The sequence below is a fragment of the Xenorhabdus sp. PB61.4 genome (assembly GCF_963894935.1).
Taxonomy (GTDB): Bacteria; Pseudomonadota; Gammaproteobacteria; order Enterobacterales; family Enterobacteriaceae; genus Xenorhabdus; species Xenorhabdus stockiae.
Genome location: NZ_CAWQJR010000160.1, coordinates 24,059 through 38,415 on the forward strand (window position 1 = coordinate 24,059; position 14,357 = coordinate 38,415).

At 43.3% G+C, this 14,357-nt stretch carries 14 protein-coding genes and 1 riboswitch; of the genes, 11 read left to right on the top strand and 3 right to left on the bottom strand.

Going from position 1 to position 14,357, the window contains the following annotated elements; genetic code table 11:
• Window positions 1-100: 100 nt before the first annotated feature.
• Window positions 101-1,381 (bottom strand): adenosylmethionine--8-amino-7-oxononanoate transaminase, encoded by a 1,281-nt coding sequence (bioA, locus tag AACX68_RS11015; RefSeq protein WP_228859175.1) that lies wholly within the window; start codon window positions 1,379-1,381, stop codon window positions 101-103.
• 109 nt (window positions 1,382-1,490) lie between these two features.
• Here bioA and bioB point away from each other — a divergent pair, with 109 nt between their 5' ends.
• From bioB to uvrB, 5 genes are all read left to right on the top strand, one after another.
• Entirely contained in the window at window positions 1,491-2,531 is a 1,041-nt protein-coding gene (gene bioB / locus AACX68_RS11020; protein ID WP_099109133.1) for a biotin synthase BioB, read from the top strand.
• Window positions 2,531-3,685, top strand: coding sequence for an 8-amino-7-oxononanoate synthase (gene bioF, locus AACX68_RS11025; RefSeq protein WP_228859187.1), 1,155 nt, complete (start codon window positions 2,531-2,533; stop codon window positions 3,683-3,685). Before bioB ends, bioF begins: the two co-directional genes overlap by 1 nt.
• Window positions 3,669-4,472, top strand: a complete 804-nt coding sequence (gene bioC / locus AACX68_RS11030) for a malonyl-ACP O-methyltransferase BioC (RefSeq protein WP_228859176.1) — start codon at window positions 3,669-3,671, stop codon at window positions 4,470-4,472. Before bioF ends, bioC begins: the two co-directional genes overlap by 17 nt.
• On the top strand, window positions 4,462-5,148 hold the full coding sequence (bioD, locus tag AACX68_RS11035) for a dethiobiotin synthase (RefSeq protein ID WP_228859177.1): 687 nt from the start codon (window positions 4,462-4,464) through the stop codon (window positions 5,146-5,148). The genes bioC and bioD overlap by 11 nt, the downstream gene beginning before the upstream one ends.
• A 692-nt stretch (window positions 5,149-5,840) precedes the next feature.
• Complete coding sequence (gene uvrB / locus AACX68_RS11040) at window positions 5,841-7,874, top strand: excinuclease ABC subunit UvrB (protein WP_228859178.1); 2,034 nt, start codon at window positions 5,841-5,843, stop codon at window positions 7,872-7,874.
• A gap of 95 nt (window positions 7,875-7,969) precedes the next feature.
• Here the strand turns inward: uvrB and yvcK are convergent, their stop codons facing one another.
• The gene (yvcK, locus tag AACX68_RS11045; protein ID WP_228859179.1) at window positions 7,970-8,878 is read right to left on the bottom strand and encodes a uridine diphosphate-N-acetylglucosamine-binding protein YvcK; all 909 of its coding nucleotides are present in this window, start codon (window positions 8,876-8,878) and stop codon (window positions 7,970-7,972) included.
• A 281-nt stretch (window positions 8,879-9,159) separates the two neighbouring features.
• A riboswitch (molybdenum cofactor riboswitch) is annotated at window positions 9,160-9,355 on the top strand.
• Between yvcK and moaA the strand changes: the two genes are divergently transcribed.
• The 6 genes from moaA to AACX68_RS11075 all read left to right on the top strand — a co-directional run bounded on the left by moaA (window position 9,342) and on the right by AACX68_RS11075 (window position 13,042).
• Window positions 9,342-10,334: a GTP 3',8-cyclase MoaA gene (gene moaA, locus AACX68_RS11050; RefSeq protein ID WP_228859188.1), complete on the top strand. Its 993-nt coding sequence runs from the start codon at window positions 9,342-9,344 to the stop codon at window positions 10,332-10,334. (Overlaps the previous riboswitch by 14 nt.)
• A gap of 33 nt (window positions 10,335-10,367) precedes the next feature.
• Window positions 10,368-10,847: a cyclic pyranopterin monophosphate synthase MoaC gene (gene moaC, locus AACX68_RS11055; RefSeq protein ID WP_099109139.1), complete on the top strand. Its 480-nt coding sequence runs from the start codon at window positions 10,368-10,370 to the stop codon at window positions 10,845-10,847.
• Entirely contained in the window at window positions 10,844-11,089 is a 246-nt protein-coding gene (gene moaD, locus AACX68_RS11060; protein WP_228859180.1) for a molybdopterin synthase sulfur carrier subunit, read from the top strand. Before moaC ends, moaD begins: the two co-directional genes overlap by 4 nt.
• 2 nt (window positions 11,090-11,091) lie before the next feature.
• Window positions 11,092-11,550 (top strand): molybdopterin synthase catalytic subunit MoaE, encoded by a 459-nt coding sequence (gene moaE, locus AACX68_RS11065; RefSeq protein WP_228859181.1) that lies wholly within the window; start codon window positions 11,092-11,094, stop codon window positions 11,548-11,550.
• A gap of 203 nt (window positions 11,551-11,753) precedes the next feature.
• Window positions 11,754-12,464, top strand: coding sequence for a Bax inhibitor-1/YccA family protein (locus tag AACX68_RS11070; RefSeq protein ID WP_228859182.1), 711 nt, complete (start codon window positions 11,754-11,756; stop codon window positions 12,462-12,464).
• Window positions 12,465-12,556: 92 nt separating this feature from the next.
• Window positions 12,557-13,042, top strand: coding sequence for an NUDIX domain-containing protein (locus AACX68_RS11075; protein ID WP_228859183.1), 486 nt, complete (start codon window positions 12,557-12,559; stop codon window positions 13,040-13,042).
• A gap of 153 nt (window positions 13,043-13,195) precedes the next feature.
• On the opposite strand, the gene AACX68_RS11080 is transcribed toward AACX68_RS11075, so the two are convergent.
• Window positions 13,196-14,023 (bottom strand): AraC family transcriptional regulator, encoded by an 828-nt coding sequence (locus AACX68_RS11080; protein WP_228859184.1) that lies wholly within the window; start codon window positions 14,021-14,023, stop codon window positions 13,196-13,198.
• Window positions 14,024-14,357: the final 334 nt, after the last annotated feature.

A 14,357-nucleotide genomic window follows, 5' to 3' on the forward strand; every position in this document is an offset into this window, starting at 1 on the left:
TGCCAATATTTATCAGGAATTGACTTTTACTAATAAATGGCCTGTTATTTTTTATAATAAATAAAAGTGGCAGCATTATTATTAATGCTGCCGTTAATGATTAAATTACTGCATCAGCAATAGCATTTGTCAGTTTCAATAATTGCTCAGGCTGAATAACATAAGGCGGCATTAAATAAATTAAACGCCCGAATGGCCTGATCCAGACTCCTTGTTGGACAAAATGGCGCTGTAATGCTGCTACATTAACAGGTTGTTTCATTTCCACCACCCCAATGGCACCCAATACCCGGACGTCTTCAACTGAATTATATGATTTCAGAGGCAATAACTCTGTTTTTAAGCCGGATTCAATTGAGTGAATGCGTTGTTGCCACGGGCTTTCAGTGAGTAATTTCAGACTGGCTCCGGCAACGGCACAGGCCAGCGGATTCCCCATAAATGTCGGGCCATGCATAAAACAGCCTGCTTCACCCTGACTGATGGTTTCGGCAACATGGCGGGTCGTTAATGTTGCGGATAAAGTCATATAGCCGCCTGTCAGAGCCTTACCTAAACACAAAATATCTGGTTCGATATTTGCGTGTTCACAGGCAAATAGCTTGCCTGTTCGCCCGAAGCCGGTGGCGATTTCATCTGCGATCAGCAAAATTTGGTATTCATCACAAAGGTTGCGCACCTGACGCAGGTATTCAGGGTGGTAGATCCGCATTCCACCCGCTCCCTGAACAATGGGTTCCAGAATCACGGCGGCGATTTCATCATGATGCTGTAACAATAATTGTTGGAAAGAAGAGATATCTTCTGGCTGCCATTCGCCATCAAAGCGGGATTGTGGGGCATCAGCAAACAAATGATTGGGGAGATAGCCCTGATACAGACTGTGCATAGAGTTTTCGGGATCACAAACAGACATGGCGCCGAAAGTATCACCATGATAACCATGACGCAGCGTCAGGAATTTTTGTCGTTTTTTCTGCTGCTGTTGTTCTTTTGCCTGCCAGTATTGCAAAGCCATTTTCATGGCAACTTCCACGGCAACCGAGCCGGAATCGGCCAGAAAAACACATTCCAGTGATGCAGGCGTCATTGCTACCAGTTGTTTACACAATTCTACTGCTGGTGGATGAGTAATGCCGCCAAACATCACATGTGACATCTTATCAATTTGTGATTTTGCGGCTTCATTAAGTACGGGATGATTGTAGCCGTGAATTGCCGCCCACCATGAAGACATACCGTCAATTAATTTACGCCCATCTGACAATACCAATTCAACACCACTGGCAGAATCGACCGGATAAGTCGGTAGTGGGTTGCTCATGGAAGTATATGGATGCCAGATGTGTCGCAGGTCAAAGTCAATATCTGAAGGATTCATAATAAATTAGTTGTAAACCTTTTTGATCTAGTTTTGGTTGACATGATAGCGGCGTTATTTAAACTGACAACTTTTATTTCATGTTTTATTTCATTCTGGAGAAGTTATTGTGAGTGAGCGTCAGCAATGGACAATTAAGCAGGCACAGTCCCTGTTTGATATGCCTTTTTTTGAATTACTGTTTCAGGCACAGCAAGTACATCGTGAACATTTTGATCCGCAACAGGTACAGGTCAGTACACTTCTTTCAATAAAAACAGGAGCCTGCCCTGAAGACTGTAAATATTGCCCACAGAGCTCCCGTTACAAAACAGGTCTGGAAAAAGAACGCCTGATGGAAGTGGAGAAAGTTATCGAATCTGCCCGTAAAGCTAAAAATGCAGGTTCGACCCGTTTTTGTATGGGAGCTGCATGGAAAAACCCACACGAAAGGGATATGCCTTATCTGGAAAAAATGGTTCAGGAAGTTAAGTCACTGGGTATGGAAACCTGCATGACACTGGGAATGCTGAACTCGTCTCAGGCACAGCGTCTGGCAGAAGCAGGTCTGGATTACTACAACCATAATCTGGATACCTCACCGGAATTTTACGGCAATATTATTACTACGCGCAGTTATCAGGACAGGCTGGATACACTGGAAAATGTCAGGGATGCGGGTATTAAAGTGTGCTCTGGCGGCATTGTGGGGCTGGGTGAAGAAATTCGTGACCGTGCAGCTCTGTTAGTACAACTGGCAAACCTGCCCAAACCCCCGGAAAGCGTTCCAATTAACATGCTGGTGAAAGTGAAAGGAACACCGCTGGAAAATAATGAAGAAGTCGATCCATTTGATTTTATCCGTACTATTGCAGTTGCGCGTATTATGATGCCGAAATCTCATGTCCGTTTATCTGCGGGGCGTGAGCAGATGAATGAGCAGACACAGGCCATGTGCTTCATGGCAGGTGCTAACTCCATTTTTTATGGCTGCAAATTACTGACTACCCCGAACCCGGGCGAAGACAAAGATTTGCAATTGTTCCGTAGGTTGGGCATTAACCCTCAGCAGACAAAAATAGCATTTGGTGACAAACAGCAGCAGCAACACCTGACGGAAGCCATCATTAATAATGCTGACAATGAACAATTCTATAATGCGGCAATATGATGAGCTGGTCAGATTATCTTTCCCGGCGATTGGCCGAACGCCGGGGCACATCCTTATGGCGCCGCAGACAGGCTCATCAAAGCGCAAATGGGCGGCACCTCTACACCTCTGATGGGCAACAATACCTGAACTTTTCCAGTAATGATTATCTCGGATTGAGCCAGCATCCTGAGGTTATTGCTGCATGGCAACAAGGCGCTGAGCAATACGGTGTTGGTAGTGGCGGCTCAGGGCATGTAACCGGATATACTGCGGCTCACCATGCGTTAGATCAACAACTGGCGGAGTGGCTTGGTTATTCCCGTGCCTTGCTGTTTATTTCTGGCTATTCGGCTAATCAGGGCGTGATAGCGGCTCTGATGGAAAAAGAGGATCGCATTATTGCTGATCGCCTGAACCACGCCTCCCTGATGGAGGCGGCTATGCATTCACCGGCTCAGTTTCGGCGCTTTTTGCACAATAACCCGATTTCTCTAAAACAGCATTTAGGCAAATCATGTGCAGGTAAAACACTGGTGGTGACAGAAGGTGTTTTTAGCATGGATGGAGACAGCGCACCACTCAGTGAAATTACCCGGCTGGCACAATCTACAGGTAGCTGGCTGATGGTGGATGATGCCCACGGTATTGGTATTTATGGTGATGAGGGGAGGGGGAGCTGCTGGTTACAGAATGTTAAGCCGGAGATCTTAATCGTTACTTTTGGTAAGGCATTTGGTTTGAGCGGGGCTGCGGTATTGTGTGATGAGCAGACCGCAGAATACTTTGTTCAATATTCCCGACATCTGATTTACAGCACGTCTATGCCACCGGCTCAGGCGGTTGCGCTTTCCGAGGCCACGCGCCAGATTAGGGCGGGAGATGAATTGCGCCAGCGTCTGCAAAATAATATCCAGTATTTTCGTCGTGAAGCGCAAAACTTATCTTTTTCCCTGACAGATTCTGAAACCGCTATTCAGCCTGTGATCATCGGTAATAATGAACGCTGCATTGCCTTATCCGAAACCATGAAACAACAAAACCTATGGGTAAAAGCCATTCTGCCTCCGACAGTTTCACCGGATAGCGCCCGCTTGCGTATTACGCTGACGGCGGATCACACTCAACAGGATATCGATGTATTACTGGAGGCTTTACGTGGATTTGACCGCTAGCTGTGTTGCTAAAAATAGTTTTACTAAAACTTGCGTTGATAAACAGGCAATTGCGGGCGCTTTTGGCAGAGCGGCTTCACGCTATGATGCTACGGCGAAACTACAGCAACAAACAGGTGAATATCTGATGAAAATGGCACAGCCAGAAGATACCGGTAATTGGGTATTGGATGCTGGCTGTGGGACGGGTTTTTTCAGCGAACACTGGAAACAGAAGGGTAAACAGGTTATCGCACTGGATCTGTCTGCCGGTATGTTAAGTCATGCCAAAGGGTTACAGGTTGCTGATTATTATCTGCAAGGTGACATTGAGAACCTGGGGCTGGCTGATAACAGTGTCGATGTCTGTTTCAGTAACTTAGCGGTGCAGTGGTGTAATGAACTGCCACGAGTATTGCAGGAGTTCCATCGCGTAACCCGTCCCGGCGGGCTTATCTTATTTTCCACCTTAGCACAGGGATCGCTCTGGGAGCTGGAAGCAGCATGGAAACAAGTTGATGATTACCGGCACATTAACCAGTTTCTGCCTTTACAGACTATTGCAGATGCATGTCGGCCGTACCGGAACCAAATCAGGCACCAGCAATATAATCAGCGTTATCCACAATTGTTGACTTTATTAAATTCTCTAAAAGGGATTGGAGCCACACACCTCCATCATGGACGTCAGCAAGGGCTGATGACAAGAAAACGTATGAATGCGCTCTCAGAAGCTTATCCCAAAAATAATGGGGATTACCCATTAAGCTATCAAATTGTTTTTGGAGTTATTTATTGTGACAAGTAAATACTTTCTTACCGGAACTGATACTGAAGTAGGTAAAACGGTTGTCAGTTGTGCTTTATTACAGGCGGCTAATGAAAAAGGTTATCAGACTGCGGGTTATAAACCGGTTGCATCAGGCTGTGAACTCACTTCTGAAGGTATTCGTAACGGGGATGCTCTGGCGTTATTGCATAACAGCTCAGTACCTCTCACCTATCAGGAGGTTAACCGGTTAGCGTTTATTGAACCTACATCTCCTCACATTGTCAGTGCTGAACTCAATCAGCCTATTGAGTTTTCTGTGATGTCACAAGGCCTGAGTGAATTATCAGCAAAAGCAAACTGGGTACTCATTGAGGGAGCCGGAGGCTGGTATACACCGCTATCTGAGAATAACACTTTTGCTGATTGGGTGATTCAGGAGAAGCTGCCCGTAATATTAACGGTAGGCGTGAAATTAGGCTGTATTAACCATGCAGCGTTAACAGCAAAAGCGATTCAGGATTCCGGGCTGAAATTAGCAGGCTGGGTTGCGAATGAAATTGAGTCACCCGGCAGGCGTCAGGCTGAATATCTGGCGACATTGAAGAGAATGATGCCGGCTCAATTACTTGGTGTGATCCCCCATATGAGTGGGCTGGAAGTAGAACGCCATGACATAGGAAAATATATAAACATTGATTTATTGGTTAACTAATTGTTTAAACGATGTTGGTTAAAATTCCGGTAAGGATTAGTGGAGAAGATGAAATGTTAGTATAGAATCCACTCCATTTCGGCAATTTTTGTACTATTTTTGAACAAAAAATAACGTCAATTAACTCTGAAATAGCATGAAAACACTCTGTTATTGAGAAAATCCATAATGGGGGATAACTCCGCAACTTCCCATCGTTAATAGGATTTGTTGAGTTATCCACTATTCCTGTGGATAACCTTGTGCATTAGGTTTAGACAAGTGGTCTGACACAAGATAATACGCGGCTTGCGCAAGATTTGCTGTTATTCTCTCCTTTGATTTTTTTTCATTCAAAATTAACTGGTTATATAAAATCAATTCCTTTTACTATCTCTTTGCCATTCCCTGCTTTATCATTTCAATAACTAATACGAAAATAAAAAAGACAAAAAGACTGTCTGGGGATAAAAATAGGCTCACATAATGTTAACTAAAGGTTAATATCACATAATGTTATATGTTGGTTCTGTTATTTTCTGACCGGTGCGGCTTTTAAGTGGGACGGTAATATTATTTTGTTAACCCACTTGAAGCTGTTTTTTTATCCAGTATTATAAGAGCGTTTTGGTTAGCGTATATATCTTGTGTATTTTCGGGTTATGGCTTGGAAATAAATAAGGATAGAGCTGTGCAATGTTATCGGGTGGAAGATGAGTAAAGAAACGAACAAAGTATTCAGGTTGCATTCTGATTTCGAACCTGGCGGTGATCAGCCAGAAGCCATCCGCAAACTACAGGATGGGCTGGAAGATGGCCTTGCCCATCAGACATTATTGGGAGTCACGGGTTCAGGTAAAACGTTTACGATTGCTAATGTCATCGCCAACATGAACCGGCCAACAATGGTTCTGGCACCCAATAAAACACTGGCAGCTCAGCTCTATAGTGAAATGAAAGAGTTTTTTCCGGAAAACGCCGTAGAGTACTTCGTTTCTTATTATGATTATTATCAGCCCGAAGCCTATGTTCCCAGCTCTGATACTTTTATCGAAAAAGATGCCTCTGTAAACGAACATATTGAACAGATGCGGCTATCTGCGACCAAAGCGCTGCTGGAGCGAAGAGATGTGGTTGTTGTGGCTTCTGTTTCCGCTATTTATGGGCTGGGTGATCCTGATAGCTACCTGAAAATGATGCTTCATCTGACAAATGGTATGTTGATCGATCAGCGCTCTATCCTGCGGCGTTTGGCTGAACTGCAATATACGCGCAATGATCAGGCATTCCAGCGGGGAACATTCCGTGTGCGTGGCGAAGTCATTGATATTTTTCCGGCCGAATCTGATGAACATGCGTTACGTGTTGAACTGTTTGACGATGAAGTTGAACGGCTTTCCCTGTTTGATCCACTGACGGGCCAGGTTGAGTATAACGTTCCCCGTTATACGGTTTATCCTAAAACTCACTATGTAACACCTCGTGAGCGTATCCTTCAGGCGATAGAAGAGATTAAAGTTGAGTTAGCTGACAGGCGCAAAGTCCTTCTGGCTTCAGATAAGTTACTGGAGGAGCAGCGCATCACTCAGAGAACACAATTTGATCTCGAAATGATGAATGAACTGGGATATTGCTCCGGGATTGAAAACTATTCCCGTTATCTGTCTGGTCGTGCACCGGGTGAACCTCCTCCGACTTTATTTGACTATCTGCCTGCGGATGGCTTGCTGGTGGTGGATGAATCCCATGTCACCGTTCCACAGCTTGGTGCTATGTATCGGGGAGACCGTTCCCGCAAAGAGACGCTGGTAGAATACGGCTTCCGTCTGCCATCAGCACTGGATAACCGTCCGATGCGTTTTGAAGAGTTTGAGGCACTGGCGCCACAAACCATCTATATATCAGCAACACCCGGCAATTATGAACTGGAAAAATCCGGTAATGAAGTGGTCGAACAGGTGGTACGCCCAACGGGTCTGATTGATCCTGAAGTTGAAGTCCGCCCGGTAGCAACTCAGGTGGATGATTTGCTGTCTGAAATCCGTATCCGGGCAGCTAAAAATGAACGTGTATTAGTCACCACTCTGACTAAGCGTATGGCTGAGGATTTAACTGAATATCTGGAAGAACACGGAGAGCGGGTGCGCTACCTTCACTCTGATATTGATACCGTTGAGCGGGTTGAAATTATTCGTGATTTGCGTTTGGGTGAATTTGATGTGCTGGTGGGGATCAACTTGTTACGTGAAGGTCTCGATATGCCAGAAGTCTCTTTGGTAGCCATTTTGGATGCAGATAAAGAGGGCTTCCTGCGTTCAGAGCGCTCACTGATTCAGACGATTGGGCGTGCAGCGCGTAATTTGCATGGTAAAGCTATTTTGTATGGCGACAAAATTACCGCTTCTATGGAAAAAGCCATCAATGAAACAGAACGGCGCCGAGCGAAACAACAGGAATTTAACGAAGAAAACGGTATCGTACCAAAAGGGCTGAATAAAAAAGTTGGCGATATCCTACAACTTGGTCAGCCTAGTAATGGTAAAGGAAAAAACAGAACTAAAAATAGAAGCAAATCTGATTTGGGGGTTGATGATTTCCATAAATTATCTGCGAAGGAATTGGAAAACAAAATCCGTGAATTGGAAGAAAAGATGTATCAATATGCGCGGGATCTTGAATTTGAGCAGGCAGCTAACATGCGTGATCAGGTGCAGGCATTGAGAGCACAGTTTATCGCTAATTCCTGAGATTATTGCCAGCCGTTAATTAATGGCTAATAAGAATGGAGAGTGAAACAAAACACTCTCCATCAGTGAAACAGCCACAATAAATAATTGTATTATTAGCCCAGTTTTTGCAGCGTATCTTCTATGGCTTGTCGTAATAATTCACGATCATGGCGATAAGGAACATCCTGCGCTTCTAAGACCTGTTGTGTAACAATTCGCTCATCTAGCTGGCTAATATCTGTACGTGGGCCAACAATGATTGCGTTGATCATTTTGCGCCCGATTGTATTCTCTATCATCTCAAGTTTGTCTTTCAATGAAAGATCGGCCGCCGCATGGCTGAGTTCTTTCCCTAAATTACCGATATAAATCATATTGGCATTGCTGCGCCGCAGGGACTGGGTCAAATCCTCCAGTAACAATAATGGCATTAAGCTGGTAAAAAAACTGCCCGGGCCTATCAAGATCAAATCAGCCTGTTCAACCGCTTCCAGAGCTTCTTTGGTGGCACTGACATGGGGATAAAGCATTAACTTTTTTGGAACACAATCCAGCTGGTCGATATTCACTTCTCCATGCACTTCATATCCCTGAGCATCCACTGCCATTAGGTCAACGGCTTGTTCAGACATAGGGATCAAATGCGCATTTACTTTCAGCAGATTTCTGAGCAGATTAATTGCCTCAAGAGGGCGGACGCTTAAATGATCTAAAGCCTTCAACATTAAGTTGCCCAGATTATGTCCGGCTAATTCTCCACTACCGCCAAACCGGTATTCGAACATAGCTGAAGCAACAGTCGGCTCCGTGATCAGCTGGTTAAGGCAGTTTCGGGTATCACCCCAGGCGATACCGCCTTCTGAGCGCCTGATTCTCCCGGTTGAGCCTCCATTATCTGTTGTTGTGACAATACCAGTCAGGCGGGCACCAAGGGAGGAGAGAGATGACATAACGCGCCCAAGTCCGTGACCACCGCCAAGGGCAACCACACGATCCAAATCGGCTAATGTTCGGTTTCGCATAGGATTCCTGCTACTGAATTAAATGTGCTTGAGTAAATTTTATATAATCTACCATAAAGTATGATGCTTTTAGCAATCACCATGATTTTATGCGATTTTTATCAATTATTTCAGGATATAAACAGAATGAATAGGTAACAATAGGCTGATGTTGATGGTTTTTTGTAACCCTTTGTATAATAAAATATATATCGAGATTGTCGTTAGCTTTTTTCTAATTTAAGGGGTAGAATCCCACGGCAAGGTTTAATCACGTATGTCACGATTTATATGATGATTAAATTTGAAATTAACCCCTAGCCTCTGCGTCTAAGTCTTTGTTGTATAAATTTTTTATTAATTGATTCTACCGTAAATTGTTCTATCAAATTAATACCACATCGATATGATGCTTTGGCCGTGGCTCCTGAGTCACCAGGGTGCGAGGCAGAAATGCTCGCATCCCCCATGATTGGAAGGTGTTATAGTGGAACAACTTATCGATACATTTTCCCGCAAGTTTTATTACTTGAGGTTATCGGTTACTGATGTATGCAACTTTCGTTGCACATACTGTTTGCCCAACGGCTACCAGCCTGGCAGCAATCAACTCAACAAATCATTTCTTACTTTGCCGGAGATCCACCGTGTTAGCCGCGCTTTTGCAGAATTAGGCACCGAAAAAATTCGTCTGACTGGTGGCGAACCCACTATGCGCCGTGATTTTTGCGACATAATCGCAGCAGTGCATGAAAATCCGCAGATTAAAAAAATTGCGGTTACGACGAATGGTTACCGAATGGAGCGCGATGTAACCCGCTGGAAAGAAGCGGGGCTTACAGCGATTAATGTGAGTGTGGATAGTCTTGACCCTCGCCAGTTTCACGCTATTACCGGGCAGGATAAATTCTTTCAGATTATGCGCGGCATTGATGCAGCCTTTGAAACAGGTTTTAGCACAGTCAAAGTAAATGCGGTATTAATGAAAAATATCAATGATACCTGCCTGCCAGCGTTCCTTGACTGGATAAAACACCGTCCGATTCAATTGCGTTTTATTGAACTAATGGAAACGGGAGAAGGGAGTGAACACTTCCGGCACCATCATCTTTCCGGTGATGTAATACGCAGCCGTTTACTCCAGCAGGGCTGGAAACTGCAACAGCGTGGACGGAGTGACGGCCCGGCTCAGGTTTTCAGGCACGCGGATTATCAGGGCGAAATTGGCCTGATCATGCCGTATGAGAAGAATTTCTGCCGAAGCTGTAATCGCCTGCGTGTCTCTGCCATTGGTAATCTTCACTTATGCCTGTTTGGTGAACAGGGAATTCCATTACGTGATTTGCTGTCTGATGACGGATCTCTTAACGATTTGAAATTACGCATACAGGGGGGGTTGAGGCATAAGCGTGAAACTCACTTTTTGCATCAGGGAGATAGTGGTATTACTCCTAATCTTTCTTTCATTGGTGGTTAATTTAACGGCTCAATTTATTTTTCAGGAGCGAGAATGTCTCAACTGACTCATATCAATACATCCGGCGAAGCTCATATGGTGGATATTTCTGCCAAAACAGAAACAGTACGCGAGGCCAGAGCTGAAGCCTTTGTCGAAATGCAGGCTGAAACACTGGCTATGATTGTTTCCGGTGATCATCATAAAGGGGATGTTTTTGCAACCGCGCGTATTGCCGGCATTCAGGCAGCAAAACGAACATGGGAACTAATTCCACTGTGCCATCCTCTTTTACTTAGCAAAGTTGAAGTTCAGTTAGAAGCACAAACAGAACACAGCCGGGTCAGAATTGAATCCTGTTGCCGCCTGACAGGGAAGACAGGGGTAGAAATGGAAGCGTTGACCGCAGCTTCCGTGGCAGCTTTGACCATTTATGATATGTGTAAGGCAGTACAAAAAGATATGGTTATCGGACCGGTTCGTTTGCTGGAAAAAAGTGGTGGAAAATCGGGAAATTTTAAGGTGAAAAAATGATAAAAGTTCTGTTTTTCGCGCAGGTACGGGAATTGGTAGGCACTGATTCTCTTGAATTACCGAATGATTATCCGACGGTAGCGCACCTTCGCAGGTCGCTACTTGAAAAAGGTGAACGCTGGGCGCTGGCATTGGAGGATGGAAAATTGCTGGCAGCCGTGAACCAATCGTTTGTTCACGCCGAACACCCACTGAATGACGGTGATGAAGTGGCATTTTTCCCGCCGGTCACCGGAGGCTAAAGATGGAAAAGACACGGATCAGTATCCAGAAAGCGGTATTTAATGTCGGAGAGGAATACCAATGGCTGGCACAATCTGATGAAGATGGTGCGATTGTGACTTTTACGGGGAAAGTTCGTAATCACAATTTAGGTGATAATGTTCAGGCACTGACCCTGGAACATTATCCGGGCATGACAGAAAACATGCTGCATAAAATTGTTGATGAAGCCCGCCAACGCTGGCCCTTACAACGGATCAACATTATTCATCGTATTGGAAAACTATATCCGGGGGATGAAATTGTATTTGTTGGCGTAACGGGGGCGCATCGCAGTACAGCGTTTGCTGCCGCTGAATTTCTGATGGATTATTTAAAGACTCAGGCTCCTTTCTGGAAAAAAGAATCCCTTAACACGGGAGAACGCTGGGTAGAAGCAAGAAAAAGTGATCAGGAAGCGGCAGAACGCTGGTTTACGTAGTGAAATAAGATCATAAAAAACATATTGATGAAGTCTTTTGCGAGTTATCTCTAAAAGCGGGTAGATAAATCATATATCACTAAAATTGTGATTAATTGGCGGATGGTTTTGTTCATGTTCTATGCTAATGTATAGCATTTGAAACAGATTGTTTTTTGTTAAACAGTCTTAACCCTTCAACATTGTCATAAAAGGTACTCGTCATGGACCGATATCAACGTTCCAACGGTTCGATTGTCCAGCAAGCTGGCTCAGGTATACAAACTTATATGGCACAGGTCTATGGCTGGATGACCTGTGGTCTGTTGTTAACTGCATTTGTTGCATGGTATGCGGCAAATACTCTCGCAATTCGAGATGCCATCTCCAGTAATGCCATCGTATTTTATGGTTTAGTCATTGCGCAACTTGCATTGGTGTTTGTGCTGTCTGGTTTGGTACATAAAATGAGTGGTGCCGTAGCTACCGGGCTGTTTATGCTCTATTCCATGCTGACCGGGCTGACGATATCCAGCATTTTTGTAGTTTATACCAGCGGCTCCATTGCCAGCACCTTTGTCATCTCGGCGGCGATGTTTGGTGCGTTGAGCGTTTATGGCTACACCACCAAGCGTAGTCTGAGTGGTATGGGTAGCTTCCTGTTTATGGGGCTGATTGGTATCGTTCTGGCTTCTTTGGTCAATATTTGGCTGAAAAGCCCGGCTCTGATGTGGGCAATCACTTATATCGGTGTGCTAGTTTTTGCCGGTCTGACAGCCTACGATACTCAGAAACTGAAAGAAATGGGTGCTGAGCTGGATGTCAATGATAAAGAGAACATGCGCAGATACTCTATCACTGGCGCATTAACCCTGTATCTGGACTTCATTAACCTGTTCCTGATGCTGCTGCGCATTCTGGGTGACCGTCGCTAATTGCTGACAATTCCCTCGCTGTTCTGATATGTGAAAGGCTCTGTTTAGCAGGGCCTTTTTGCTAAAATTCCCTTTTTATCGGAGTATTATTTGTGCATCAAAGTAGTGCTGTCATTATTCGTATTTCAGCAAAAGCTATCATTATTCACAAAGAGCAGATCTTACTCGTCAGGTATAAATCAGATTCAGATGAATGGTATACCTTGCCCGGTGGAGGACAACTGTTTGGAGAAACATTGACTCAAACCTTAATTAGAGAGTGTCTTGAGGAGACTGCATATAAGATTGAACCGTCACGGCTGGTATTTGTTAGAGAATATATAGGCAATAATCATGAATTTGCTGAGTTTGATAAAGAAGTCCATCAAACGGAACTGATTTTTCTTGCCTCACTTGTCGATAAAAACCCCGATATTCATAATCGAGATATCTATGCAGATAGGGATCAAATAGGTGCTCAATGGGTCAATTTAAAGGATGTTATAAACCTGCCTTTATTTCCTGCGGTCCTACGCTCCTTGATTGTAGAAAAGCGTTTTTCTGCTGATTTTCCTGTCTATTTAGGGGACGTGAATTAAGATGTTGTTGCAATACTTAAGGTTTCACCGCCCGTGGTCTGTATGACCTTGTTCAGCAACCAAATTAACTGTTTATATTTTAAAGTTATTGGTAAACTTTGGGGAGTGATTTTCGTTTCATAAAGATACCTTAATTAAAGTCACTCTATTCTTTTACCGAGCGCTCGAATTTACCGAAGTACGACACTTTTTATATTCCGCAGGTGTCGCCGCTACCAATTTTTTGAAGTTCCTATGAAAGTGGCTTTGGTCATAAAAACCTAATTCAGTTGCAACAGAGGCTATGCTCATTCCCTGCCTCAAAAGTATTTTTGCTTCATTAATACGCATTACAATTTGCATAGCATGTGGAGTAATACCATATGCCTTTCGAAATGCGTGGATAATATGATATTCACTCAATTGAGAATGAACAGCGACATCCTTTACCGATATATTGTTTCGAAAATTTTTACAAATATATTCATAGGCTTTAGATACATTGTTCTTTGATTCAACCTTCTCTAAAGGTATGGCATTGGACTGTGAAAACAGATTTGAAAAAAAAGAGATACTATCTTCTTCTATTTTCATTTTGTCATTATCAAGAATGATTGTGTCAGCTAATTCTTGAAACTGTACATAAAGTTCAGGATCATCAGTATAATTAATTGAGAATGGGATAAAACTCGTTACTTCTTCATCTATAACCATCGATTGCACATAGCCTAACCATTTAGGACATATATACATCATTTTGTAGCTCCAATTTGTATTTGGTGTTGGGTTACATGAATGAATCTCTAGGGGATTAATTATGACAAGAGAACCCTTTTGTATTCTACGTTTAATATTACTATTGAAATAATCACTATGACCACAATCTATAGCTCCAATAGAAAATTCTTCATGAGTGTGTTTTCCGTAACAGGCTTTCGAATTTTCAGAAGAGCGTAACTCAATTGGCACGGTATCCGAATGATAGAATTTTTGTTTGGTCATCTATGCTCATACTCTTCTAGGGATTATTAATATTTTATAGGGTGATTATTAGATAGTAAGATTATTTGGAATATTACTTTCACCAAAAAATAGCCAAATCTTACAATCATACGTAAACTATGTTAGCAGATTTATGTTGAAAGAAGCTATCTGGATTAATTGAACTACATTAGTTGGATCTTGAACGCTGATTAGATTTTTAATACATTCATTAGTGAATGAGAGCGAGAATTTTTAGAAGTGATTTAATAAATTATAAAAAAGTTAGTTGTTTAAACTTTTTTATCGTTATTAGCTATTTTTTAGATAAAATTAAATGTTTTTATGTAATATC

Coding starts and splice junctions, on each gene's coding strand:
- bioA (WP_228859175.1), bottom strand. CDS start 1,381: ATGAATCCTTCAGATATTGACTTTGACCTGCGACACATCTGGCATCCA.
- bioF (WP_228859187.1), top strand. CDS start 2,531: ATGAGCTGGTCAGATTATCTTTCCCGGCGATTGGCCGAACGCCGGGGC.
- uvrB (WP_228859178.1), top strand. CDS start 5,841: ATGAGTAAAGAAACGAACAAAGTATTCAGGTTGCATTCTGATTTCGAA.
- yvcK (WP_228859179.1), bottom strand. CDS start 8,878: ATGCGAAACCGAACATTAGCCGATTTGGATCGTGTGGTTGCCCTTGGC.
- moaC (WP_099109139.1), top strand. CDS start 10,368: ATGTCTCAACTGACTCATATCAATACATCCGGCGAAGCTCATATGGTG.
- moaD (WP_228859180.1), top strand. CDS start 10,844: ATGATAAAAGTTCTGTTTTTCGCGCAGGTACGGGAATTGGTAGGCACT.
- moaE (WP_228859181.1), top strand. CDS start 11,092: ATGGAAAAGACACGGATCAGTATCCAGAAAGCGGTATTTAATGTCGGA.
- AACX68_RS11070 (WP_228859182.1), top strand. CDS start 11,754: ATGGACCGATATCAACGTTCCAACGGTTCGATTGTCCAGCAAGCTGGC.
- AACX68_RS11080 (WP_228859184.1), bottom strand. CDS start 14,023: ATGACCAAACAAAAATTCTATCATTCGGATACCGTGCCAATTGAGTTA.